Annotated in this window: 23 protein-coding genes; 15 read left to right on the plus strand and 8 right to left on the minus strand. The window is 60.2% G+C overall.

The features are described 5' to 3' along the window. The first annotated feature begins 303 nt into the window (after positions 1 to 303). Both SIAM614_RS28585 and SIAM614_RS28590 read left to right on the plus strand, forming a co-directional pair. Positions 304 to 1503 (plus strand): SH3 domain-containing protein, encoded by a 1200-nt coding sequence (locus tag SIAM614_RS28585; RefSeq protein ID WP_006940022.1) that lies wholly within the window; start codon positions 304 to 306, stop codon positions 1501 to 1503. 263 nt (positions 1504 to 1766) lie between these two features. Then, positions 1767 to 2525, plus strand: coding sequence for an SDR family oxidoreductase (locus tag SIAM614_RS28590; protein WP_006940024.1), 759 nt, complete (start codon positions 1767 to 1769; stop codon positions 2523 to 2525). Positions 2526 to 2646: 121 nt separating this feature from the next. Here the strand turns inward: SIAM614_RS28590 and SIAM614_RS28595 are convergent, their stop codons facing one another. Beyond that, positions 2647 to 3420: a gamma-glutamylcyclotransferase gene (locus tag SIAM614_RS28595; protein ID WP_006940026.1), complete on the minus strand. Its 774-nt coding sequence runs from the start codon at positions 3418 to 3420 to the stop codon at positions 2647 to 2649. 211 nt (positions 3421 to 3631) lie between these two features. Here SIAM614_RS28595 and ada point away from each other — a divergent pair, with 211 nt between their 5' ends. The 3 genes from ada (at position 3632) to SIAM614_RS28610 (ending at position 6159) form a co-directional block, all read left to right on the plus strand. Next, positions 3632 to 4708, plus strand: a complete 1077-nt coding sequence (gene ada, locus SIAM614_RS28600; protein WP_006940028.1) for a bifunctional DNA-binding transcriptional regulator/O6-methylguanine-DNA methyltransferase Ada — start codon at positions 3632 to 3634, stop codon at positions 4706 to 4708. Further along, a complete protein-coding gene (locus SIAM614_RS28605; RefSeq protein ID WP_006940031.1) occupies positions 4705 to 5457 on the plus strand; it encodes a 2OG-Fe(II) oxygenase in 753 nt (250 codons plus the stop codon). Before ada ends, SIAM614_RS28605 begins: the two co-directional genes overlap by 4 nt. 213 nt (positions 5458 to 5670) lie before the next feature. Beyond that, complete coding sequence (locus SIAM614_RS28610) at positions 5671 to 6159, plus strand: hypothetical protein (protein WP_006940033.1); 489 nt, start codon at positions 5671 to 5673, stop codon at positions 6157 to 6159. 90 nt (positions 6160 to 6249) lie between these two features. Here the strand turns inward: SIAM614_RS28610 and SIAM614_RS28615 are convergent, their stop codons facing one another. Together SIAM614_RS28615 and SIAM614_RS28620 are read right to left on the minus strand one after the other, a co-directional pair. Continuing rightward, the gene (locus tag SIAM614_RS28615) at positions 6250 to 6939 is read right to left on the minus strand and encodes a GntR family transcriptional regulator (protein WP_006940035.1); all 690 of its coding nucleotides are present in this window, start codon (positions 6937 to 6939) and stop codon (positions 6250 to 6252) included. Further along, positions 6936 to 9899 (minus strand): FAD-binding and (Fe-S)-binding domain-containing protein, encoded by a 2964-nt coding sequence (locus tag SIAM614_RS28620; protein WP_050789521.1) that lies wholly within the window; start codon positions 9897 to 9899, stop codon positions 6936 to 6938. The genes SIAM614_RS28615 and SIAM614_RS28620 overlap by 4 nt, the downstream gene beginning before the upstream one ends. Positions 9900 to 9979: 80 nt before the next feature. On the opposite strand from SIAM614_RS28620, the gene SIAM614_RS28625 reads away from it, so the two are divergent. From SIAM614_RS28625 to SIAM614_RS28640, 4 genes are all read left to right on the plus strand, one after another. Beyond that, entirely contained in the window at positions 9980 to 11176 is a 1197-nt protein-coding gene (locus tag SIAM614_RS28625; protein ID WP_040441411.1) for a pyridoxal-phosphate-dependent aminotransferase family protein, read from the plus strand. Between the two features lie 103 nt (positions 11177 to 11279). Then, positions 11280 to 12245, plus strand: coding sequence for a Bug family tripartite tricarboxylate transporter substrate binding protein (locus SIAM614_RS28630; protein ID WP_208984118.1), 966 nt, complete (start codon positions 11280 to 11282; stop codon positions 12243 to 12245). Between the two features lie 72 nt (positions 12246 to 12317). After that, the gene (locus SIAM614_RS28635) at positions 12318 to 12824 is read left to right on the plus strand and encodes a tripartite tricarboxylate transporter TctB family protein (protein ID WP_157140149.1); all 507 of its coding nucleotides are present in this window, start codon (positions 12318 to 12320) and stop codon (positions 12822 to 12824) included. Positions 12825 to 12953: 129 nt separating this feature from the next. After that, a complete protein-coding gene (locus tag SIAM614_RS28640; RefSeq protein WP_006940041.1) occupies positions 12954 to 14483 on the plus strand; it encodes a tripartite tricarboxylate transporter permease in 1530 nt (509 codons plus the stop codon). 117 nt (positions 14484 to 14600) lie between these two features. Here the strand turns inward: SIAM614_RS28640 and SIAM614_RS28645 are convergent, their stop codons facing one another. From SIAM614_RS28645 to SIAM614_RS28655, 3 genes are all read right to left on the minus strand, one after another. Next, on the minus strand, positions 14601 to 14906 hold the full coding sequence (locus SIAM614_RS28645) for a GNAT family N-acetyltransferase (RefSeq protein ID WP_006940042.1): 306 nt from the start codon (positions 14904 to 14906) through the stop codon (positions 14601 to 14603). Between the two features lie 169 nt (positions 14907 to 15075). After that, positions 15076 to 15780: a pirin family protein gene (locus SIAM614_RS28650; RefSeq protein ID WP_006940043.1), complete on the minus strand. Its 705-nt coding sequence runs from the start codon at positions 15778 to 15780 to the stop codon at positions 15076 to 15078. 128 nt (positions 15781 to 15908) lie between these two features. After that, positions 15909 to 16475 (minus strand): DUF3291 domain-containing protein, encoded by a 567-nt coding sequence (locus SIAM614_RS28655; RefSeq protein ID WP_006940044.1) that lies wholly within the window; start codon positions 16473 to 16475, stop codon positions 15909 to 15911. Positions 16476 to 16706: 231 nt separating this feature from the next. On the opposite strand from SIAM614_RS28655, the gene SIAM614_RS28660 reads away from it, so the two are divergent. The 3 genes from SIAM614_RS28660 to SIAM614_RS28670 all read left to right on the plus strand — a co-directional run bounded on the left by SIAM614_RS28660 (position 16707) and on the right by SIAM614_RS28670 (position 18655). Continuing rightward, entirely contained in the window at positions 16707 to 17534 is an 828-nt protein-coding gene (locus SIAM614_RS28660; protein WP_006940046.1) for a sulfite exporter TauE/SafE family protein, read from the plus strand. A gap of 106 nt (positions 17535 to 17640) precedes the next feature. Further along, entirely contained in the window at positions 17641 to 18342 is a 702-nt protein-coding gene (locus tag SIAM614_RS28665) for an AzlC family ABC transporter permease (protein ID WP_006940047.1), read from the plus strand. After that, positions 18335 to 18655 (plus strand): AzlD family protein, encoded by a 321-nt coding sequence (locus SIAM614_RS28670; protein WP_006940048.1) that lies wholly within the window; start codon positions 18335 to 18337, stop codon positions 18653 to 18655. The genes SIAM614_RS28665 and SIAM614_RS28670 overlap by 8 nt, the downstream gene beginning before the upstream one ends. Positions 18656 to 18659: 4 nt before the next feature. Here SIAM614_RS28670 and SIAM614_RS28675 read toward each other — a convergent pair whose 3' ends face one another. Further along, complete coding sequence (locus SIAM614_RS28675) at positions 18660 to 20207, minus strand: bifunctional aminoglycoside phosphotransferase/ATP-binding protein (RefSeq protein ID WP_006940049.1); 1548 nt, start codon at positions 20205 to 20207, stop codon at positions 18660 to 18662. A gap of 128 nt (positions 20208 to 20335) precedes the next feature. Here SIAM614_RS28675 and SIAM614_RS28680 point away from each other — a divergent pair, with 128 nt between their 5' ends. Continuing rightward, the gene (locus tag SIAM614_RS28680) at positions 20336 to 20716 is read left to right on the plus strand and encodes a hypothetical protein (RefSeq protein ID WP_006940050.1); all 381 of its coding nucleotides are present in this window, start codon (positions 20336 to 20338) and stop codon (positions 20714 to 20716) included. Between the two features lie 249 nt (positions 20717 to 20965). Here the strand turns inward: SIAM614_RS28680 and SIAM614_RS28685 are convergent, their stop codons facing one another. After that, on the minus strand, positions 20966 to 21910 hold the full coding sequence (locus SIAM614_RS28685) for an IS110 family transposase (RefSeq protein WP_006932765.1): 945 nt from the start codon (positions 21908 to 21910) through the stop codon (positions 20966 to 20968). A gap of 327 nt (positions 21911 to 22237) precedes the next feature. Between SIAM614_RS28685 and SIAM614_RS28690 the strand changes: the two genes are divergently transcribed. Beyond that, the gene (locus SIAM614_RS28690) at positions 22238 to 23902 is read left to right on the plus strand and encodes a thiamine pyrophosphate-binding protein (RefSeq protein WP_006940052.1); all 1665 of its coding nucleotides are present in this window, start codon (positions 22238 to 22240) and stop codon (positions 23900 to 23902) included. 269 nt (positions 23903 to 24171) lie between these two features. Further along, positions 24172 to 24935: bifunctional allantoicase/(S)-ureidoglycine aminohydrolase (locus SIAM614_RS28695; protein ID WP_040441428.1), on the plus strand; the 764-nt coding region annotated here is incomplete at its 3' end.

Below are 24935 nucleotides of genomic sequence, written 5' to 3' on the forward strand. Positions count from 1 at the left end.
TGCAGTATGGTGCTCCAAGAATGCTGCTACTGCACTGCAGAATGCGCACCTACAGGCAATCAAAGGCCGGCGAACCCGCAGTGGCTGCCTGATATTCCTTCAAAATACCAATGATCTTTCTTCGCACAATCTGGATCGCTTCATAGTCTGTAACCTTAACTTGGAAACAGACTTACCTCAAAACACTGAAATTTGGGCTGAGCAGATCAACCATATGGCGTGAAGTCTGGTTGCAATACCTTAAGTCGCTCGAATACACTGAATTGCGGTGTCAATGAATTGTACCTGAGTGTGTGATTACCCATGATCATCCGAATCCTCATGATCTTTTTGGTCACCATCCTTCCTTCTGTGGGAAAAGCCGAACTTAGCTACAATTCGGGGGAGGGGGACGATGGTCTGAGGTTTGTTGTTGTCGAGGGTACCTTCACACCCAGTGATGACCTGTCCGAATTCGAGAAAGTCATTCGTTCTTTCAATCCCAACGTGATCGGCTTTGACAGTGACGGCGGGAACATTTTCAAGGCGATGGAACTTGGTCGGATCATCAGATCACACGGGTTAGCCACGATCCAACTCCGCCAGCTGGAATGCGCTTCCGCTTGCGCCCTGGCATTTATGGGTGGCCGATCACGATATGCTGAACCGGGCTCCATCGGCGTGCACAAGTCTTCGTTCTCGCCAACAACTCCTTTCAACAAGGAGGAGGCTGTTTCTGCTGTTCAGGACGTCACTGCGGACATTATTGGGTACATGGTGGAGATGGGAGTGAACCCCGCACTCTTGCAGCTCGCATTCAAGACTGAAGCGAATGACATTAGATATCTCTCTGGGCAGGAGATGGCTAACTTTGGAGTTACCTTGTCTGAGGGTGCCACGGACACGGCCGCAATCTCCAAGCCATCAAGCGAAACAAAGCCGTATGTCGCATCACGACCTTCCGTATCGACAAATCCGAAGCAAGTTGAGCCGAGCAGGGTTACCATTCCCGTTGCTCGTTCTGGACGTGTCCGGCACCCCAAGGGTTCAGTTTTAATGAAGGCGGCACCTGACGGGAAATCTCATAGCCTGCGTCGCTTTACAAATGGCGTAGCTGTACAAATCACTGGTGAGGAAGACCGCTGGTATCGTGTGAATGTTGCAGGCGTAACCGGGTATATGCATCATACATGGATACGAGTGGATCAATTCGATGCCACACCTGGCGAGCTTAGACTCATCCAGGTCAAAAGTTTCGACAACATCGATGAAGCGGTTGGCTACGCTATGGCCAGAGATCTTCCTTTGGCGGTCTACCTTGCGACCAATGGATGGTATGCGGTGACGATTGCTAAGCCATTCGACAAGGAAGAAGCTCTCTATTTCACCAAGGGGTTGAAAAAGGAAGGTGCCATCCCGAGCGACAGTTTTGTGACTATGGGAAATACCTATGTAATGAAAATCTGTTGCGGGACAGGTTCGACATACGGGGAAGCCTCGAGTGCATCCGGTTACGGTCAGTAAACGTACGGTCACCTCTGAAGCTGCCTGTCGTCACCCCTAAAGTCCACTCGCACATTGATCGATAGAGGACGTTGGCCTCCTTGAGCGCGCCAACGATGTTTGAAGGTGGCGTGAGCTGGTGCCCCCTTGGCCTGGCCATAGTTGTCAAATGCCGCTTATGGATTTCAAGACAAGAAACGGATAGTTCGGTTCGGCTCGATCATGACACCTGTCACGCGGACCCTGGCTCAGGCCGGGGCCAATGACAGACAGGAGAAAACGTCATGGAACTCGAAAACAAGTCGATCATCATCACCGGGGCAAGCAGTGGGATCGGCGCTGCTGCAGCGGCATTGTTTGCTGCCGAAGGAGCGAATGTCGTGCTCGGTGCGCGGCGTTCCGAGGAGCTTGAGGCTGTTGCTTCCAAAATTCTTAAGGCCAACGGCACTGCCGTGTTCCTGGACGGTGACGTCAAGGACGAGGGCTATGCTGACGCGCTCGTCGACCTTGCCCTGAAGGAGTTTGGCCGGCTGGATGGTGCCTTCAACAATGCGGGCATCGTCGGCGCGATGGAGCCGATCCCGGACATGGAGATTGGCAACTGGAAAGAAGTCCTCACGGTCAACCTGACCGCGGCTTTTCTAGCTGCAAAGGTGCAGATACCGGCCATGAAGAAAACCGGTGGTGGATCGATCGTCTTCACATCGTCATTCGTTGGGTTCAGCAACGCAGGCATGCCTGGCATGGGCGCTTATGCAGCCTCCAAAGCCGGTCTTAACGGGCTTGTGCAATCACTTGCTGCCGACCATGCCGCAGAAGGTATTCGCGCCCATGCCCTGATGCCCGGTGGCACGATTACGCCGGCCGGTGGGGAAGGCAATCCCGACGTCATGGCGTTCATTGCCGGACTGCATCCCATGAAGCGTATGGCTGACGCGAGGGAGATCGCCCAGGCGGCGCTCTTCCTGCTGTCTGATCGGGCGAGCTTCATGACGGGAAGCCCGACGATTGTCGATGGCGGCATGTCCATTCGGCTGACATAAGCACACGACTTTGCCACAAGGCGGTCGGCCGCCTTGTGGCAAGATTTATGGGGCCACACCCAAAAAGGTCTCCGCAGCGAAATGACAATGTGGTCGAAATTCAAGAGACCGGTCGCCCAACTCAAGGGGTCAGAAGTGTTGCCGCCACATGCGCGGCAACAGTCTCCAGATCGGCATCGTGGATGCCATGTTGGCGCAGGGCATTGACTGTGCGGAACAGATAGTTTGCCGCCGAGCCCCAACTGCCGGTCGCAGTCGCCAGGTGCCGAACGATGGCTGCTCGCGGCAAAGCGCCGGCATAGTGCCGGTGCTGCCTGTCGATCGTGAAGGCGATTGCCGCTCCGAAGGTTCCTCCCCCTTTATCCTGGATCCCCACCCATTGCGGAATGTATCCGCCAAACAGCATCTCGCGGCTCCACAGAAGCGGAAGCTCCGTGCTGATTTGGTCTTCGTTGAGGCGATAGGCCAACCCGGTACATGCCCTCCCGCGATCAAGCCCCAACGCCAGACCCGGTTGCGCTTTTGTCCCTCGGCCCGCTGTCATTGAAAGGCAGAAGGCCCGGTGCCAGCCTTCGACGCGTGCGTATCTGCGCTCCACCACGTTCATGGCCGGGTTCCAGATGAGAGACCCATAGGCAAATACCCAGACGTCACCTGCAGGCCGGTGTGCCATGAAGGCCTCCAGCGACGCTGCTCGCTCTGTCTCGGACATGAGACGGATGCCTGGGTCGTCTTCTGCTGCGAGCGAAGCGGCATGGCCAGAGGCAAGGCCGGCCCGCGTAAGAGCGGGCGCCGGGACAGGATCTTCAGAAGCCTGACCATCAGTACCGGCAACGTGACGGCGTTCGAAGCTGGCGGCTCCTGAAGGCAAAGCATGTTGGACGGATGCTGACATGGGGGCTCCTGAATTGGCGTTGATAGCGCCAATTTAGAAAGACCGAATGCTGCGCCCACTCCGTTCTCTGCCTTGATATTCGAATTCGCCCGTGGCTCGGGAACCGGGTCGCAGAGGGGTCTGATTTGAAGGTAAGGACCGGAGTGCGCGGCCGTAATGCCGGTGGCAGGATCAGCGAAGTTGAAGACAACAAGTCCGGGAAGACGCACCAATGGAAGCCGTACACACCAATGAGATAAAGCTGCCCGTTGCCGAGGATCCCCGGTGGGCACGCATCGCTGCCCGCGACAAGACCGCAGACGGCCAGTTCTGGTATTCCGTTTCAACGACCGGGGTTTACTGTCGCCCTTCGTGCCCGTCGCGCCTGGCCAATCCGAAGAACGTGCAGCTCCACAAAACGCTTGAAAGCGCGCGGGCAACCGGTTTCAGGGCATGTAAACGATGCAAGCCGGAGGGCCTGCCTCCCGGCGCCGAGAATGCCGCTGTCGTTGCCAGGGCTTGCCGCCTCATTGAACAAAGCGAGGAAGAGCCGTCGCTGGACGACCTCGCGCGCTCCGTAGGTCGCAGCCCGAGCTACTTTCACCGTATATTCAAGGCGGCGACAGGCCTTACACCGAAGGACTATGCCTCGGCCCACCGGGCCAACAAGGTTCGCGACGGACTTGGTTCCGGAATTACGGTGACCGAGGCCATCTACGACGCAGGCTTCAACTCCAGCGGACGCTTTTACGAAAAGTCCACTGGAATGCTGGGCATGACACCGTCGCAATATCGCGCCGGCGGGGCGGATGAGGAAATCAGATTCGCGGTCGGCCAGACGTCTCTTGGTGCAATCCTGGTCGCATCCAGCAGGAAAGGCGTTGTTTCGATTCTCCTTGGACATGATCCGGGCGAATTGGTCAGGGACCTGCAGGATCGGTTCCCGAAGGCAAGACTGGTTGGTGCGGACCACGACTATGAAGTGCTGGTCGCACGGGTGGTCGGGTTCGTCGAGTGTCCGAGGATCGGCCTGGATCTTCCTCTTGATGTCCGCGGCACCGTTTTTCAGCAAAGGGTATGGCAAGCCCTTCAGGAAATCCCTGCCGGCGAAACGGTCTCCTACGCGGAAGTTGCCCGGCGCATCAAGGCACCAAAAGCAACCCGCGCCGTCGCACGGGCCTGTGCCGCAAACAACCTCGCGGTGGCCATTCCCTGCCACCGTGTGGTGCGCAATGACGGTTCACTTTCGGGCTATGCATGGGGTGTCGACCGTAAGCGCGATCTGATCGAGCGGGAGAAGCTGGCATGAAGACCACCTCCACCGTCCCGGAACGTTCGGGCGTCACCAAGACCTCCGTTGAAGCGCGGGTCGCCGGCTATGATTGGACCGCTGTCAGCGAAGAATTGAACGGTCATGGCTGTGCCGCGCTGCCAGGACTTTTGTCGCCCGAGGAGTGTCGTGCCCTCTCGTCTCTCTATTCCGATGAGACCCATTTCAGAAGCCATGTCGTCATGGCGCGGCACGGGTTCGGCAAGGGGGAGTACCGTTATTTCAATTATCCGCTGCCGGATCTTCTCGGTGGATTGCGGACCGCGCTTTATCCGCGTTTCGCTGGTCTCGCCAACAGGTGGAACGCGACAATGGGGTTCGACCAGCGATATCCCGATACCCACGCTGACTATCTGGTACTCTGCCATGGGGCGGGCCAGAACCGGCCGACGCCACTTTTGCTGCAGTACAGTCCCGGCGACTTCAACTGCCTTCACCAGGACCTTTATGGCGAGCTTGTTTTTCCGATCCAGGTCGCGATTTTGCTGTCGGAACCAGACAAGGATTTCACAGGCGGTGAGTTCTGCATGACCGAACAACGCCCCCGCATGCAGAGCCGCGTTGAGGTCGTGAGCCTGCGTCAAGGCGATGCGGTTGCCTTTGCCGTTCACAGCCGTCCGGTTCAGGGAACGAAGGGGACCTACCGTGTGAACATGAGGCACGGCGTGAGCCGCGTCCGCTCCGGCATTCGGCATACCGCAGGAATTATCTTTCATGACGCGAAATGAGGGGCATCCCTTCGCACCATTGCTCGTTTTCAGGACTGTCACCTCAACTCTCAATCCGCAGGAGGTGCGCAAGAACTCCCGGCTGGATTGCAGAGGCCACGGCCCGTTCTCCCAAGAAATTAAGTGTTTCTGCCGGTTGAGGGGTGCTTAGGCCGTTGTGCGTCATGCGGGACTCAGTCTGAATGAGATCACCTGATCTCAAAGGAACGCAGAATGTCCTATCACGATGCCCCCGGTCTTGGCCGCCGTCTGGTCCGCTTGCCCGGTCAGCTTCTGCTGGCGCTTGTGAATGCGACGGCGCTGCTCGTCATTGCGGCCTGCGTGCTGTCGCTTGTCGTGCTGAACAGGGTCGACAGTGCAGGCGAACGCATCGCCGGTAATGTGACCGAAGCCGCGCTCGCCCGGTTGCAGGTCTCTCCGGCTGACTTCAAGGCCCGGATCGAAGCCCTCGACGAAAAGATATCCGCTCTCATGGCAGAGCTTACCGATCCGGATCTGAAGGACCACTGGGAAGTGGCGCAGCAATTGAAGGATCTGAACCGGAACCTTGCCGACATCAAGCTGGCGGCCGCCGGGCTGAGCGCGGCGGGTCCGGAAATCACCGACACAGCCTTTAAGCAGGCCGGCGACATGCTGACCCGTGCGCTCTACACCCTCAGGGGCTGCGAGACTGTCGTGGAAGGCTCTGGGCCGTCGAGCTGAGCCTTTGACGCTCGGCGGAGCAGGGGATGATGCAAGGCGCGTTCTGGCCGAAGATGAGAGGGCGTTCGGTTCGGCGGGAGTGCTCCCGCGTCAGACCTGCCCTTCCTCCTGCGAAATCAGCCAGTCCTTGACCGTCTCAAGCTTGTTCTTGAGGTGGTCCTTGAGGATTTCGGCAAGCCGGGCGCCATCGCGTGCTTCCAGGCAATTCAGGATGAGTTCGTGCTCTTCCGTTGCCTGTTTCCAGCGTTCGGCGGTCATATTCGCGACATAGCGCGCCCTGCGCACCCGTGTTGCCAGCGACATGTATTGCGTGCTCAGCGTCTTGTTGCGGGCCGCGGCCAGGATGGCTTCGTGAATTTCCTGGTTGATATGGAAATAGTCGGCCAGGTTACCGGCCTCATATTCGCGAACCATCTTCTCGTGCAGGCTGCGGACATGGGCGATTTCCGCGTCAGTGATGTTCTGACAGGCAAGTTCGCCCGACAGGGCCTCCAGCGCGCCCATGACCGGGAACACCTCCTCGATGTCTTCCACGGTGATCGGCGTCACCCAGGCGCCCCGGTTGGGCTCCAGATACACCAGGCCGTCGGCAGCCATCACCTTCAGCGCCTCCCGCAAGGGAGTGCGGGAAACGCTGAACATCTCGCACAGGTCCTTTTCGGGAACCTTCTCGCCGGGTTTCAGCTCTCCGCTGACGATCAGCTCGCGCAGCGACTCGGCCAGTTCCTCGTGAAGCGATTTCCGGCGCAGGGACGTGACGGTCGCGATGGGGCGGTTCATGCCGGGGAGCTCCCGTCCAGGGCAAGCTCGAGCAGGCGCGCCACGTGAATGGCATTCCGCGAGGTGCCGTCATGAATCTGGTGGCGGCAGGAAGTTCCGTCGGCGACGACGATTGCCTCAGCGCTTTCTGCCCGGACAGCCGGGAACAGACTGATCTCGCCCATACGCCGTGATACCTCTTCCGTTTCAACTCCATAGCCGAATGATCCGGCCATGCCACAGCAACTTGTTTCAACCATTTCAATACTCGTTTCCGGCAGAAGATCCAAGGTTTTCCGGATTGCGGGCACCACGTTGAAGGCCTTCTGGTGACAATGGCCGTGGAGCAGCACCTTCGGTGCGGGCGAGCGCAGGGACAGGTTGAACGTGCCGGTGTCGATTTCCTCCGCGATATATTCCTCGAACATGCGCGCCGCCCTTGCGACACGTGCAGCGTCATCGCCGGGAAGCAGTGAGGGGATCTCGTCGCGCAGGGTCAGGAGGCAGCTCGGCTCAAGACCGACGATCCGGCGGCCGGCTTCCACATGAGGCAGCAGCGCCGATACCAGCCGCTTTGCCTCGGTTCTTGCGCGGTCGACCAGGCCGGCGGACAGGAACGTGCGGCCACAGCACAGCGGCCGGCCGGACTGCGGCTGGGCCAGGGTGACGGACCGGCCCCCCGCTTCCAGCACCTTCAGCGCAGCGCGCAGATTTTCCGGTTCGAAGTAACGGTTAAATGTATCGGCAAACAGCACGACGTCGGCATCGCCCGTTTGAGGTTTTACTTCTGCGTCGCGGATCGGCCGGGACGACCAGTGCGGCAGCTTGCGGTTGGCGGAAAAGCCGGTTGGCTTTTCCAGGAGCTTTGCCAGGCCGGGAACGGTATTGCGCATGTTGGCAAGCCAGGGAAGCCGTGAGGCGAGACCGGCATAATGCGGCAAATACCCCACCAGACGGTCGTGCAGCGAAATGCCTTTCTCTTCCGCTCTGGCGGCCAGGACTTCGATCTTCATCTTGGCCATGTCGACGCCAGTCGGGCATTCCCGCTTGCAGCCCTTGCACGAAACGCAAAGCTTCAAGGTCTCCATCATTTCGTCGGACGTCAGAGCATCCGGGCCAAGCTGGCCGGAAAGGGCAAGCCGCAGCGAGTTGGCACGGCCACGGGTCAGGTCGCGTTCGTTGCGGGTTGCGCGGTAGGACGGGCACATGGTCCCGCCGGCAAGCTTGCGGCACGCGCCATTGTTGTTGCACATCTCGACCGCGCCCTGGAAACCGCCGCCGGCACCCGGATAGGCCGACCAGTCGAAATGAGTCTTCAGTTCCTTGACCTTGTAGTCCGGCTTGAAGCGGAACAGGCTGCGGTCGTCCATCTTTGGCGCGTCAACGATCTTGCCGGGGTTGAAGCGCAGGTCCGGATCGAAGCTCCGCTTGACCTCCTTGAAGGCGGCCATGATCTGGGAACCAAACATGCGTTCGTGAAACTCGGACCGGACGATGCCGTCGCCATGTTCTCCCGAATGTGAGCCCTTGTATTTTGCAACCAGTTCGAATGCATCCTCGGCGATGGCGCGCATGCGGCGGACATCGCTGTCAAGTTTCAGGTTCAGGACCGGCCGCACGTGCAGGCAGCCGACAGACGCATGGGCATACCAGGTGCCGCGGGTGCCGTGCTTTTCGAACACATCCGTCAGTTCACGGGTGTATTCGGCAAGGTCTTTCAGCTCAACGGCGCAATCCTCGACGAAGGAAACGGGTTTGCCCTCCTGTTTCATCGACATCATGATGTTGAGACCGGACTTGCGCACCTCGGCGATCTGGCCCTGAAGCTGCTGGTCGGTCACGGTCAGCACGCCGCCCCAGCCCTTGCCTTCGTTACTCCAGGCAAAGCCGAGATCGCCCATCCGTTCTTCCAGCAGGCGCAGCTTTTCAAGATTGGCGTCCTGCGAGCCTTCATCGAACTCGACAAGAAGCAGGGCGTCGGGCGTGCCTTGCACGAATTGCTCGATGGTGCTGCGGAACATGGGGATCTCGCGCGACAGCGCGATCATGGTCGAATCCACCAGCTCGACCGACAGCGGTCCAAGTTCCACCAGATGCTGGGTCGCATCCATCGCCTGGTAGAAGGTGGGGAAGTGGCAGACGCCGAGCACCCGCTTGCCGACAAGCGGCCACAGCTTCAGTTCGATCTTGGTGAAATAGGCGAGGGTGCCTTCTGACCCGACGAGGAGGTGGGCAAGGTTCGCTGGTTTGCCGTTCGGCACAAGGGCATCGATGTTGTAGCCACCAACCCGCCGGGTGAGTTTGGGAATGCGCTCGTCGATCAGGTCGGCATGTTTCTCGCCGAGCGTGATGACGTCCCTTGCGATCCGGGAAAACGTGTCGTTGCCCGGAAAGTCCTCAAACACCGGTCCGAAGCGTGCGGTCGACCCGTCATGCAGGACAGCTTCGATCGACAGCACATTGTCCCGCATCGTGCCATAGCGCAGGGACCGCCCGCCGCAAGAATTGTTCGCCGTCATTCCACCGATCGTCGCGCGCGAGGCGGTGGAGACGTCAACGGGAAACCAGAGGCCGTGCTGTTTGAGGGCGCGGTTCAAGTCGTCCAGCACGATGCCGGGTTCCACGATGCAGCGCCGGTTCTCGACATCCAGTTCCAGAATGCGGTTGAAGTGCCGGGAATTGTCCAGGATCAGACCCGTGTTGACGGTCTGTCCGCACTGGGAGGTGCCGCCCCCGCGCCCGGTGATGGCAATGCCGGCTTCCCTGGCTGCATCAAGCGCAAGCTCGATGTCTTCCTTGCCACGGGGGATGGCCACCGCCCTGGGCATGATCTGGTAGAACGACGCGTCCGTCGCATAACGTCCGCGCGTGAAGCGGTCGAAGTAGACCTCGCCCGAGAAGCCGTTTTTCAGGGCTTTTTCTAGCACGTTTTCCTCCCGAAAGAATTCCTGTTGACACACCGATACTCGAATGTAATTCATAATGCAAAATTAAAAATGCAAAATACATAATTCAATTATGCCGCCAAAATCGGGGGCGCACCACCAAGGGAGAGAACTGAATGTCTCGAAAAGCCGGCCGACATTTTTTGCAGATTCCGGGGCCGAGTGCCGTGCCGGACAGGATTCTTCGGGCCATCTCCGCACAGACGATCGACCACCGGGGTCCTGATTTCGCTCAGGTCGGGCTGGACGCGCTCAGCGGCATGAAAACGATCTTCAAGACAACCCAGGACGTCTTCATTTTTCCGGCGTCCGGAACCGGCGCCTGGGAGGCGGCCCTGGTCAACACGCTGTCGGAGGGCGACCGGGTTCTGATGTATGAGACCGGCCACTTCGCAACGCTCTGGATGAAGATGGCAACACGCCTCGGCCTGAAGCCGGAATTTATCGAGGGCGACTGGCGCGGCGGGGCCGATCCGGACAGCATCGAGCAGCGGCTCCGGGCCGATACCGCTCACGAGATCAAGGCGGTCTGCGTCGTTCACAACGAAACGTCGACCGGTTCGGTTTCACCGGTCGCGGCTGTTCGCCATGCCATCGATGCAGCCGGTCATCCGGCGCTGCTGATGGTCGACACCATTTCCGGCCTCGCCTCCATCGATTTCCGTTTCGACGATTGGGGTGTCGATGTTGCGGTATCGGGTTCGCAAAAGGGCCTGATGCTGCCGCCGGGGCTTTCCTTCAATGCCGCCAGCGCCAAAGCGATGGAGGTTGCCAAAACCGGCGGCATGCGCCGGTCCTATTGGGACTGGCATGACATGAAGGCCCTGAACGCGACCGGATACTTCCCCTACACCCCTGCCACCAACCTGCTTTATGGCCTGAACGAAGCCATCCGCATGTTGCACGAGGAAGGGCTCGACAACGTCTTTGCCCGCCATCAGCGGCATGGGGCGGCGACGCGCGCCGCGGTGCGCGCCTGGGGGCTGGAAGTTCTCTGCAAGCAGCAAGGCCAGGAAAGCGGTGTGCTGACGGCAGTGATGATGCCGAACGGACATAGCGCGGATGCCTTCCGCGCCACCGCGCTTTCGAATTTCGATATCTCGCTCGGGAACGGTTTGTCGAAAGTCGCCGATCGCGTGTTCCGCATCGGGCACCTGGGCGATTTCAACGATCTGATGCTGATCGGAACCTTGTCCGGCGTCGAACTGGGCCTGCGCAAGGCAGGCGTGCCCCACCGCTCGGGAGGCGTGGAGGTGGCGATGCAGTTTCTGGAGGCAGCCGGACAGGAACAGGAGGCCTCGCAGGTCGCATGACGTGACGCTGTCTTGAGGGCAGCCATGCAGTCCGGGCGGAAAACTCTGCCCGGACAGGAGGAGCCAGGCTGGGGTTTCCAGCCGAAACTTAGGGAGGTTTGAAATGTTTCCAATTCAGTCAATGCGTGCGGCCATGATGATGGCCGCAGTCGGATCCGTGCTTGCGGCAATGCCCGCACGGGCCGACGACTATCCGTCGCGCACCGTCGAGGCGATCCATCAGTTCGGTCCGGGCGGAGGGACGGACCGCTTCATCCGCGCAATCGGCGAACCGTTCCAGGAGATCACCGGCCAGGCACTGGTTCCGATTTCGGTGCAAGGCGGAGGCGGTGTGCCGGCGGCGGTCACTTTCATGCAGCGTCCGAGCGACGGCTATAGCATGATGGCGGTTGGCCCGGAACAGGTGATCAATCATGTCCTTGGCCGGATGAATATCGACGAGCTTAGGCCGATTGCACGTATCCAGTACGACCAGGGTCTGTTTCTCGTCTCCAAGGACAGCCCGATCAAGTCCGTCGACGATCTGATCAAGACGGCGCGTGAAAATCCCGGTTCGCTCAAGGTTGCCGTCACCGGCACAGCGGGCTTCGACGATACGCTGGTCGGTCTCTGGAACATCAAGAGTGGAGCAGAACTGACCACGGTGCCGTTCTCCGCATCGGAAATGGTGTCGAACACGCTCGGCGGTCATGTCGACCTCATGTACGAGGAATACGGCCCGGCACGGGGTCTGATCGAATCCGGAGATCTTCGGCCGCTCGTGCTTTTCTCTGAATTCCGCCTGCCGGTACTCGGCGACGTTCCGACCGCAACTGAACTGGGCTTTGATGTCAGCCTTGGCCGGTGGCGCGGTTTCGCCATGCATGCGTCCGATGACGAAGCCAATGCCAACACCATGTTCAGCATTCTCGACAGGGCGGCGGTCTCGGAAAGCTACAAGACCATCGAAACGCAAAGCGGTCTCCAGTTCCGTTCCAAGGTTCTCGGCCCGACCCAGTTCAAGGAGTTCATGGAGCACGAGGTGGAGATCTACACCGACGTGCTCAAGCAGCTCGGTTACGTCGAGTAGACCGATCGCGATGACCGGTCCAGGAGATGTTCGGGGCCGGTTATTTGCAACTAGCCTTGGGAGGGGTCTGAAATGCGTTCCAGAATTATGGAAATGGTCGTTGTATTCGCCATTCTGGTTTTAGCGGTCGCGATGTGGTTCGTTGCCGACAAATTTCCGAACTCGATGAAATACGCGAAGATCGATTCCGACTACTGGCCGAAGCTGGTGTGCGGCGCTCTCGCGGTTGTGTCGTTCCTGCAGTTGCTGCAACAGGCCGTGGGGTTGCGAGCGAGTCTGCAGTCGGCCTCCGGAGGAACCCGGTCGTCCGTAGACCCGGCTTATGTGGTGCGTCTTGTTCTGATCGGCGGTCTCATCCTGGCCTATTTCTTTGCCCTGCAGTGGCTGGGCTTCGTCGTCGCGACCATGCTGTTCCTGTGGGCGGCATCCTTTGCCACGCCCTACAGCAACCTGACTGCGAAACTGCTGTTTTCACCCTTGTTCACGTTCGGTCTGTGCCTGTTCTTCACGCGCGGGCTGTCACTGCCGCTGCCGCGCGGCCAGGGTATCTTCTACGACCTCAGCCTGCTGCTTTACTAGGAAACAGTCGCCGCCAGAAATCGACCGCAGGCTGAAAAGCCTCCAGATTTCAGCGTGTTGGAGCATCGTTTCTGCATTCAGCCGAATGCAGCCTGCTCCGGGCAGACCCATAAACGGAGCTTTCCGAAAATGCTGGACTCTTACCTGTCCGCGCTCGGCTACATGGCCAGCAACCCTTTCACGTTCCTGCTCATCATCTTCAGTGTTGTGTGGGGCATCGCGTTCGGTTCCATCCCCGGTCTCACCGGGATCGTCGGTGTCGCGCTGCTCATCCCGTTCACGTTCGCCTTCGACCCGATCGAAGGACTGCTGCTGCTGGGCGGGGTGTATGTCGGCTCGACGTTCGGTGGATCCATTTCCGCCATCTTGTTCAACACGCCAGGCTCACCCGAAGCGGCCTGCACTGCGCTGGATGGGTATCCGATGGCCCGCCAGGGACAGGCGGGCAAGGCGCTGGGCATCGCGTTGGCGGCATCGGCCATCGGCGGTATCTTCGGCACGGTGGTGCTGATGGTCGCGGCACCGCCGCTTGCCAGACTGGCGCTTGAATTCGGCCCGCCGGAGTATTTTGCGCTCGCTGTCCTCGGGATCACGGCCATTGCGTCCATCGGCCACGGTTCGGTACTGAAAGCGCTGATGGCCGGACTGCTCGGGCTGGGCGTTGCCACCATCGGTATCGACCCTCTGACGGGGATGCCCCGCTTCACCTTTGGCAGCATGATGCTTCTGACCGGTGTCGGCTTCGTGCCGGCAATCATCGGCATCTTCGCACTTGCCGAGGTTCTGCAGCGGTTCGGGGAAGGCCCGCAAAAAGGCTATGTGATCGATGATGTTTCGACGGAACTGCCGACCATAAGCGAATTCATCCAGACCCGGGTCACCTTGCTTCGCTCTTCCGTCATCGGCACGGTCATCGGCGCGCTGCCGGGTGTCGGGGCAACAACGGCGGCCTTCATCTCCTATTCGGAAGCCTCGCGTTGGTCCAAGCATCCGGAAAAATTCGGCACCGGCGTTCCGGAAGGCATCGCGGCGCCGGAATCTGCCAACAATGCAGCCGTCGGCGGGTCGATGATCCCGCTGCTCGCTCTCGGTATCCCCGGTAGCGCCACCACCGCGGTTATGATCGGCGGTTTGACGATCCACGGCATCATCCCAGGTCCGCAGCTTATGCAGACAAATTCCGATTTGGTTTATTCGGTGTTCATCGGCATGATGCTGGCCAACCTGCTGATGCTGATCGTCGGCGTGCGCATGGCGCGTTATTTCGCCCTCGTGCTGAAGGCGCCTTACGCCCTTGTCGGCCCGGCCATCGTGGTTCTGTGCATGACAGGTGTCTACGCCCTCCAGAACAATGTGGTCGATCTCGCGGTCATGCTGGTCTTCGGCGTCGTCGGTTTCGCCATGCGCCGGTTCGGCTTTCCCGTTGCCAGTTTCATCATCGGTCTTGTGCTTGGCCCGATCGCCGAACTCAGCCTGCGCCAGGGCCTGATGCTGAGCGACTACGATGTCACCGCCTTTGTCACCCGCCCGATTGCCGGAACGTTGCTGCTCTTCAGTGCGGTTTCGCTGATCTACGGCCTTGCAGGCCAGTTCTTGCGCACGCGCCGCAAGCTGAACGGTGACACGGGGCCGGAGACGTCCGAAGAAGCAAAGGCCTAGGTGGTTCATTGCCAACCGGGCTCATATCGTGACGTCCGGCATGATATCAAGCGGACTGCTTAAAATCGGGTGCGGCTGGAATGGAGGTGTTCTCCTACTCCTGACCACCGGCATCGCCTAAGCCTGAAACACGTCCGCCCATTCGGGGTGCTTGCGCCGCTGGGCATTCACGTAAGGACACAGCGGTACGATCTTCACCTGCTTGCGGCGGGCGTCGTCGACAAGCCGTTCCACCAGAGCCTTGCCGACTCCCATGCCGCGCATGCTGTCCGGCACGCCGGTGTGGTCGGCGATGATGAGGTGCTCGTTGACGATGGAAAAGGTGAGCTCGGCGGGCTCAGTGATCCCGTCTACCCTGGCCTCATAGCGGCCCTTGCTGCCGTCCTGTTCCAGCGTGATCAAAGGGGAAGTTGTTTCGGGCATTGTCGGTCTCCTGAATGGGATGAGAACGATTGCTCGGCTCATCTGTTCCGTTTCTTGGTCCTTGTGCGAAGAGGCGAATGCCGCTCCGGTCCTTCATCCCTCCCCATCAACGCAGGGCTCGGCACTGTCAGGAGCGGGAAGGGCGGGAATGATCCCGCCCCAACATGGTCTAGGCTGCCAGATCGAACAGCAGGAACTCGGCATTCTCACTGGCCGCCAGCGAGATCGCTCCAGCCTCAAGCAGGCCGAGACCGTCGCCGGCGGAAAGCGGCTGGTCGTTGACGCTGATCTTGCCTTTCACAAGTTGCAGCCAGACCTTCCGGCCGGGCCGGATGTCGAAGGCAAGGCTCTGGTCGGCAGACAGCAGCGACGCATAGAGATCGACGTCCTGGTGGATGGTGACGGACCCGTCCCGCCCGTCGCGCGATCCGATCAGGCGCAGGGCGTCGCGGCGGCCATCTTCCGGGAAAGCCTTCTGCTCGTAGCTCGGCGCAAGTCCTTCGGCCTCCGGTATGATCCAGATCTGCAGGAAGTGGACCGGATCCGTGTCCGAATGATTGTACTCGCTGTGACGGACACCGGTGCCGGCACTCATGCGCTGCAGTTCACCCGGACGGATCACCGAACCGGTGCCGAGCGAATCCTTGTGTTCCAGACCGCCGGAAACGACGTAGGAGATGATCTCCATGTTCTGGTGCGGGTGTGTCGGGAAGCCCGCGCTGGGGGCAACACGGTCCTCGTTGATCACCCGCAAGGCACCGAAGCCGAGGTGGTTCGGATCGAAGTAGGAGCCGAAGGAAAAAGAGTGTTTGCTTTTCAGCCAGCCGAAATCGGCATCACCTCTGGCATCCGACGGACGCAGTATCTGGTTCATGGATCAATCCTTTCCCAATCTCTGGCACGAAAAGGCTCGTGCGTTGTTGAGCTTTAGATTGCCATTGACCGGTCGTTTTACAATTCAGCCGAAACTGGACAATTAGTCATCGATTTTTGAACAATAACCTATTGAACCGCCTTGGGAGCTTCAGCTCGGGTGCGGTTGCGTTCGGCGATCTGTTTCGAAACGCCGCCATTCACTGTTGTCGGCTTTCCCGCAGGGTCGAACGCAGACTTGAATGTGAAGGCTTCAGGTGTGGGGCCCGCGTCGCCCAGACGCTCGAAGCTCTCGACCGCTTCCACCCAGTCCGGCTGATGGCTTTCGGGCACCCACCACAATACGTAGGCAGGGTAGGCATGGTCGTCCCGCATGAACTCGGGGCCCTTCTTCAGGATCGCGGCGTGTGGCCCGCGATAGACGGCAGCCAGCGCTGATTCCAGGTCTTGCCAAAGCGAGATGGTGGAAGGGGCCCAGCCGTCGCCATTGTCCTGCCAGTATTTTGGAAACACCTGCTCGCCCCAACTCTCCGGCCCCGGCTCGTCCTCGTAGCCGGATCGGGCAACGAACCCTTCGGCCCGTTCCATTGCCGCCCACACAAAGGGTTCGGACTGATGGAAGGGGTCCACATCCGGGTGGTCTGACCGGGTACGGAATTGGCCGAATGTGTAGAGCGCAAGCCAGTGACCGCTCATGTTTCCTCGCTACCCGATGAAGCTGGGCCAATTGAACCTGGCCCGAATGAATATGGCCCGAATGAACCAGTGCCGAGACTGGCCGCAAAAGGCGCTTGCCGCAAGCACCACCTGTGGCTGCAAGACAGATAGTCCGCGGATGCGGCTGGAAAAATTCGCGCAGCTGGTCTAAGCGCAGGGGAACGACTTTGGCGGCCGGCACTGGCGGCCGTCGGCAACGAGGATAATCGCGTGGAAGATCTTAGCCTTTTCTCCCTTGGCTTACTGGCTGTTGCACTGCTGGCAACCGGGCTTGTGGCCGGGATCATTGCCGGCCTGCTTGGTGTCGGCGGCGGCATCGTCATCGTGCCGGTGCTCTATTACATGTTCACCGCGCTTAAGATCGACCCGTCCGTCCTCATGCATGTGGCCGTTGGAACATCGCTCGCAACCATTCTGGCAACCGGCACATCCTCGGCGCGCGCCCATTATAACCGTGGCAGCGTCGACATGGATCTCCTGAAACGCTGGTGGTGGGCGATCGCCCTCGGTGTCATTGCAGGCGGAACGCTTGCAGGAAACATTTCCGGCGGCGCGCTGACACTGGTCTTCGGGATCGTGGCGCTCGCCGTGTCGGCCAACATGATGTTCCGCAAGGATGGCTCGCATCTGGCCGACAAGCTGCCCGGATCTCCGATCAAGGAAGCACTGGGTTTTCTGATTGGCGGGATCTCCGTGATGATGGGCATCGGCGGCGGCACGCTTGGTGTCCCGACATTGACTCTCTTCAATTACCCCATCCGCAAGGCGGTTGGCACGGCGGCGGCCATCGGCCTCATCATTGCCGTTCCGGGCACCTTGCTGTCGATATTCTTCGGCAGGGGCGAGGAAGGTCGCCCGCCGTTCTCGCTTGGCTATGTCAACCTCATCGGCTTCTTCCTGATCATTCCGGCCAGCACTTTTGCCGCGCCATGGGGCGCCAAGATCGCCCATGCCATCGACCCGTCGAAGCTCAAGCTGGTGTTCGCGCTGTTCCTCGGGTTCACCGGCCTGCGCATGATCTATGGTGTCCTGTTCTGACGATTGGTCAGTTCCCTCGAAGGTTTCAATGGTTCTTAGGCGATTTATCAGCAATACTGACCTTTCTTCGCGGGGTCTTCCCGCCGCCTGAAACTCTTGGACAGACATGTTGAACAAAAATGTGACCCTCAGCCTGCAAGGCTGTGTGCGGGGAGCCACGATCTGCATTCCGGTGTCGCCGGGCATCATCGCGCTTGGCCTGGTCTTCGGAACGGTGGCCGCGCAAAAGGGGCTGACCTTCCTGGAGACCATATTGCTCAACTCGCTGGTTTTTGCCGGGGCCAGCCAGTTCGTTGCAATGGAAGTTTACAACGATCCGCTGACCTACGGTCTCGTGGTGGCGATGATCGGGGTCACGGCCGCGGTCAACATGCGCATGCTCCTGATTGGTGCAAGTTTGCGGCCCTGGCTCGGCCAGGTGCCGGCCTGGCAGACCTATCCGTCCCTGTTCCTGCTGACCGACCTCAACTGGTTGCTCGCCTTGTCGGAATACAACAAGGGCACGCGGGACTGGGGGATCTATCTGGGCAGCGGCCTGTTCACCTGGGCGGTCTGGTCATTGGCGGTCATTCCGGGCTATTTCGCCGGCAGCCTGGTGTCGGACCCGAAAGTCTACGGGCTCGATGTGGTTCTGCCGGCTTTCTTTGCCGCGCTGCTGGTGCCGCTCTGGAAAGGCAAACGCCAGACGGTGAGCTGGTTGTTTGCCGGCGGTATTGCCGCGCTGACCTGGTATCTGGTCGGCGGCTACTGGAGCATTTTCACCGGTGCCATCGCCGGTGCGTTCGCGGGGGCCTACCTTGATGACTGAGGGAGCATTGACCGCCGATCCGATTTTCCTTCTGGCCGTGCTTGGCATGGCCCTTGTCACCTACGCGCTCAGGGCGGGCGGATACTGGGTCATGGGCAGGCTTCCGATCACGCCGAGGGTACGCCGGGGGCTGGAGGCCTTGCCGGGAGCGATCATCGTGTCCACCATCCTGCCAATCGTGCTGAAAGGCGGGCTGGCGGTGGCGCTGTGCCTTGTCGTTGCCGCCGTAGCACAGGTGACATTGCGCAAGGAATATGTCGCCGTCTTTTGCGCTGCCGGTGCCGCTGCCGCCCTCAGGGCTGCCGGGCTGTAAGCTGCTAGCCGTTCAAGACGCGCCGAACCTGGGCCGCTGTTTCGTCAACGTTGTGTCCCGCGTCGATCTCCGCCCAGGTCATCCGGCCGAGATCATAGCCAAGCTGGGTATCGATGATGGCGGGCGTTGCATCAGAGGCGTCGTCCTCGCGCGCAGACACGCGGGCTTTCAGTACTTTTTCAGGCGCCGACAGCCACAGGCCACAGAAGCCGCATTCGACCTTGGCCGCGATGCTTTCGATGCGCTCCCGCTCGCTCTCTGCTGCAAAAACGGCATCGATAATTGCCGAGTGCCCGGCGGCAAGGACGGTCTGAATTGTCTCGTCCAGTGCGTGGTACACCTTCTGCGAGGCTTCCCGTGTATAGGCTTCGGCCGGTGCCTGCTCCGTTTCCGCGATGCCGAGCAGCCGTTTGCGCATCACGTCCGTGCGCAGCACGCGTGCTCCCGGTGCCCGGCCGATCTCCGGCGCGATTTCATAGGCGAGCGTGGTCTTTCCGGTGCCGGACAGTCCGCCGATGGCAACCAGGTGCGGCCGCGAGGGCTCCAGAAAGGCCAGGGCATGGCGGAAATAGGCTTGCGCCTGATCGCGCTCACGTTGTTTCTGGTCCGGGTCCGACTGGTTGAGAGCGGCACTGGCCGCGATCTTGGAGCGGATTGCAGCGCGCATCATCAGATAGAAGGGCAGGGCCGCCAGACCTTCCGAATGTGTGTCCAGGCGGCTCTTGTCCAGATAGCGGTTGAACACACGGTTGGCCGCCCGCTGTTGCCCGCGGTCCCACAGGTCCATCAGCAGAAACGCAAGATCATAAAGAACGTCGCCGGTGGCGATCGCATCTGAAAATTCAACCGCATCGAAGAGCACAGGCGCGCCGTCGACCAGCACGATATTGCGAAGATGCGCATCGCCGTGGCAACGGCGGACGAGACCCTGCTCGCCGCGCTGCAGGATGAGTTCGTGCAGCGAAGTCAGGACGGTGCGGGATGTTTCGGTCAGATGGCGGACCGATTCTGCATCAAACAGATCGGGATGCTCACGAAAGGCATCGTCGTTCTGCTCCACGTAGCTTGCAAGCTCGGAGTAGAACCCGCTGCCCTGGCGCAGGGGCGCGGTCTCGTGGGCGCTTACCATCATGTCTGCAAGCCGGTCGGACAGGCTGTCGGGAAGCGGGCCTTCTTCGGCGATGATGTCCAGTTCGTGCTGGTGTTCGAACCGGTTCATTTCAATCGCCCATTCAATGGCCTCACCCGAGCCTCCAAGGGTCAGGCTGCCGTCCGCTTCTCGCGTGATCGCCAGTGCCTGCCGGTAGATCTGCGGCGCATTTGGCTGGTTATAGGTGATTTCCGCCTTGCAGGCCTCTTCCCGAAGGGCCAGCGTCGAATAGTCGAGAAAGGGGAATTTGACCGACCGCTTGACCTTGTAGGCCTTGCTTCCCACCAGAAACACGATATTGGCGTGAGTGTCGATCCGCTTGACCTTGGGCCGTTGAGGATCGTCGGAAGGCAGGCTGCTCAGGTAGGCAAGCGCCTGGTTCTGGGTTTCGGCCTGATCCATCTTCCGTCCCTTTTGCTGACACACTGCAAAACATGCCTCACATGCAACCCGCCGGGTTTGATCCTTCTCAATGTGAGGTGACCCGGATGTGGCACAAATAAACCGGATTGTCAGTAAAGGAGGGCCCCATGAACGACTATCCGGCTTTAAAAAGGATCAGGTTGAACCTGGCCAGAACAAAGGAATTTCCGCAAGGTTCGGCGAACCACGGTTACGAATTCACCGCTCCGCTTGACGAATCCGGCCACATCGACGCCGGCCTTTGGAAGAAGGAGCGCGACCATTGCCGCGTCCGCCGATTCTGGGGCTCCGAGGAAGAGGAAATTGGCCACCTCATTCACCGCCCGGGCGGTTCCTGGGCTTTCCATTACGATATCGACGGCGAGGATGACGACGAGGCGGGCTACCGTTTCGGCGCACATGCTTTCAACCCGGGTGAATATGTCTCCATCAAGGACGAGGATGGTGAGATGCACACCTTCCAGGTGGTGACGGTTCAGCCGGCCTGAGATCAGCTTCCCATAATCAAGTGACAAAAAAGAATGGGGGCAGGGGTACCGGGAAACCGGTGCCCCTTTTTTGTTTGCAGCGCCGATGCTTACCGGCAAGGCTGGCCATGACATGAGGCCCATCCTTCGAGACAGCGCTTCGCGCTTCCTCAGGATGAGGACTGTGTGTGGCACAATCAGGCGGCCTTTCAACACATTCAACCTCATCCTGAGGAGCGCGTTTGCGCGCGTCTCGAAGCAACCATGTTTTTAGGTGCTCATCGGCTGCCATTCCTTATTGTCCCTGACCATTGCGTTGAGGATGGTCAGGAGTTTCCTGGAGCAGGCGATGATTGCCTGTTTCTTGCCTGTTCCACCTTTGATGAGGCGTTCGTAGAAGGTTTTGATGATGGGGTTGTGGCGTGCCGCTGACAGGCTTGCCATGAACAGCATCTTGCGCACCTTGGCCCTGCCGCCGGCGATCCTGCGTTGCCCCCGCATCATGCCACTGTCTCTGGCGAAGGGCGCGACGCCAACCAGGGCAGCAATGGCCCGCCGCGAGACCTGCCCCAGTTCGGGCAGGAACGCCAGGAGGCTGACGGCGGCGACCGGCCCGATGCCCGGAACGGCCCTGAGCTGGTCATAGCGCTGGCTCAACTCGGCCTTTTCGCGAATGCAGCTCTGGATCATGCGGTCCAATTCCGCAAGCTTGGCCTCTATCGTCTCCAGTATATCCCGGTGCATGCGCTCCAGATCAGCATCGTCATTGAGGCCGAGCTGATTGCGCAGCCGGGTCTTCTCGGCAACAAAGCTGTCCCGAGCAGAGGCATAGCGCGCAAGCTTCGCCTCGACGTCGCCCGGACGAGGAGCCGACGGCGGATCAAACACCTGCGCATAGTGGGCCAGAACGGCTGCATCCAGCCGGTCGGTCTTGGCCAACCGACTACCGGCCTTGGCAAAGTCCCGGGGGCGGGCCGGATTGACCACACAAACATGGTATCCCTGCTGCTGCAGCGCCTGCACCGCCTTGCGTTCATAGCCACCCGTCGCCTCAAGGACCACGCGCTCGACTGGATGGGATGACAACCATCCCTCAAGAGCCGCATGGCCGTCACCATCATTGGGAAACCGCTGGCTTTTGCCGACTGGCAGAACATGCACATCCAGCGCTGCCTTCGACACGTCAATTCCGACAAAGTGCTTGGTCTCGTCCATCTGTCCCTGCCTTATCTACGCACTCTTGCGCGAGCAACCATTCGGGATAAGTTGGAAAGTGGACCGGGAACCTGGCTTCGAACGGACTTGCCGAGTACCCAGGATGGTACGGTCTCCGGCCCACTTGGGAGGGCAGCAACCGGCCCTCCCAAGACCAATCTAATCAAATCTCAACAGATAAGGATGGGCTGCAAGTCCGTTGTCGGAGATATATTATTCTAAATCGGAATGATCCCATTGCCAATTAATCTGATTTTCGCCCCTAACAGGGCGGGTTTTCATACGCTATAGAATGAACAGATCTTCTTTCTCGTAAGGACCCGGAACATGGACCAGAAGACCGGTGGCGAATTGTTGGTAGAGGCGCTGGAGCGCCACGGGGCGGAGCGCGTGTTCTGTGTGCCCGGCGAAAGCTATCTTGCCGTGCTCGACGCCCTTTATGACGCTTCGATCCCGGTCACGGTCTGCCGCCAGGAAGGCGGGGCTGCCATGATGGCCGATGCCTGGGGCAAGCTCACCGGCAAGCCGGGTATCTGCATGGTGACCCGCGGTCCGGGTGCGACCAACGCCTCGGCAGGCGTTCATGTGGCAGCGCAGGATTCAACGCCGATGATCCTGTTCATCGGTCAGATCGAGCGTGGCATGCGCGAGCGTGAAGCCTTCCAGGAAATCGACTATCGCCAGATGTTCGGAGGCATAGCCAAATGGGTGGCCGAAATCGATCACGCGGATCGTGTGCCGGAGTTCATTTCGCGGGCCTATCATGTCGCCACCTCCGGCCGTCCGGGCCCGGTGGTGCTGGCCCTGCCGGAGGATATGCTGGTCGAAAAGGCCGCTGCCGTGCAGCCGCCTGCGTGGACCCAGGTCGAGACCCATCCCGGCCTCACCCAGATGGCCGAACTGCAGAAGCGTCTGTGGGCAGCCGAGCGGCCGATTGCCATTCTGGGCGGCAGCCGCTGGTCGGAGGAGGCTGTTGCCGCCTTCACCCGCTTTGCCGAGCGGTTCGACCTGCCGGTCGCCTGCTCCTTCCGCCGTCAGATGCTGTTCGACAATCTGCATCCGAATTACGCCGGCGATGTCGGCATCGGCATCAATCCGAAACTGCTGGCGCGGATCAAAGCCTCGGATCTCATTCTGCTCGTCGGCGGCCGCCTGTCCGAAATGCCGAGCCAGTCCTATTCGCTGCTCGACATTCCCTCTCCTGCGCAGCAACTGGTGCATATCCATCCGGACGCCGAGGAACTCGGCCGGGTCTACCGGCCGGCGCAGGCCATTCATGCCTCCCCGACTGCCTTCTGCAAGGCCGCCGAAGGCCTTCAGCCCCCGGCAGAACTGAAAGGCGCAGGCGAAGCAGCCAAGGCCCATCAGGACTATCTGGACTGGTCCGGCGCCCGGCCGCAGGTGCCAGGCAACCTCCAGATGTCAGGTGTCATGGATTGGCTGGAAGCCAACCTGCCGGACGATGCTGTCTGCACCAATGGCGCCGGCAATTACGCCACCTGGCTGCACCGTTTCCACCGCTTCCGCCGCTACGCCACCCAGGCAGCGCCGACGAGCGGTTCCATGGGCTACGGCCTGCCGGCGGCTGTTGCTGCCAAGCTTGCCTTTCCGGAGCGCGAAGTCGTCTGTTTTGCCGGCGACGGCTGCCTGCAGATGACCATGCAGGAATTCGGCACCGCCTGTCAGGATGGCGCCAACATCATCGTTCTGGTGATCGACAACGGCATGTACGGCACCATCCGCATGCATCAGGAACGCACCTATCCGGGCCGTCCGTCCGCGACCAAGCTGGTCAATCCGGATTTTGCGGCGCTTGCCCGCAGCTACGGCGCCTTTGGCGAGACTGTCGAAAGCACGGAGGCTTTTGGTCCTGCATACGAGCGAGCCCGCAAAGCCGGCACACCCGCGCTCCTGCATCTGAAGCTCGACCCGGAAGCCATCACTCCGGCTGCAAGCCTCAGCCAGATCCGGGCCGCGGCTCAGGGCAAGTAAGGACCCTGCCGCGAGCAAACGGTTGTTCCGGCCTGCCTCGTCAGCGGCATGGCCGGAACCGACGTAACCAGCCGCGCCTTCACCGGGGCGGCAACGCGCTGTCATACTCTGCCGTCGGGGCTGCGGTGGATTGATCGGAAGACTAGGAAAATCAAGAGATGATTATCTTGTTTTTCCGATAGGTGCTCTTCGGACATGCCCCGTGGTCCGGTCCCGCAAGGCAGGTCATAGTTTACGGCAACTGGTTTTGTTGAAGAAGAAGGTTGGCCGTGCCCCAGTCCAAGCCCCCGAGATCCTACTATGCGCCGACCGGCGGTCATCCCGGTCAGGAAACGCTCCTGACCGACCGGGCCGTCTTTACCGATGCCTATGCGGTCATCCCGAAAGGCACCATGCGTGACATCGTCACCAGCTATCTGCCTTTCTGGGAAAAGACCCGTCTGTGGGTGCTGTCGCGGCCCCTGTCGGGTTTTGCCGAAACCTTCTCGCAATATATCGTTGAAGTGTCGCCGGGTGGCGGGTCCGACCGGCCAGAGACCGACCCTTCCGCTGAAGGCGTTCTGTTCGTTGTCGAAGGCGAGGCCGTTCTGACGGCCGAAGGTCAGCAGTACGACCTGAAGCCCGGAAGCTACGCCTTCCTGCCGCCGCAAACCGACTGGAGCCTGAAGAACACAAGCAGCGAGCCGGTGCGGTTTCACTGGGTGCGCAAGGCGTTCGAGCCTGTTGAAGGTCTGGAGCGGCCGACACTTTTCGTCACTCACGAAAACGATGTCGAACCGAACGCCATGCCCGGTACCGACGGAAAATGGGCAACCACCCGCTTTGTCGATCCGGAAGACGTTCGCCACGACATGCATGTCAACATCGTCACCTTTCAGCCGGGCGCGGTCATTCCCTTTGCCGAAACTCATGTGATGGAACACGGGCTTTATGTTCTGGAAGGCAAGGCGGTCTATCGCCTTAACCAGGACTGGGTCGAGGTCGAGGCCGGCGACTACATGTGGCTGCGCGCCTTCTGCCCGCAAGCTGCTAT

The organism is Roseibium aggregatum IAM 12614 (assembly GCF_000168975.1).
GTDB classification, from domain to species: domain Bacteria; phylum Pseudomonadota; class Alphaproteobacteria; order Rhizobiales; family Stappiaceae; genus Roseibium; species Roseibium aggregatum.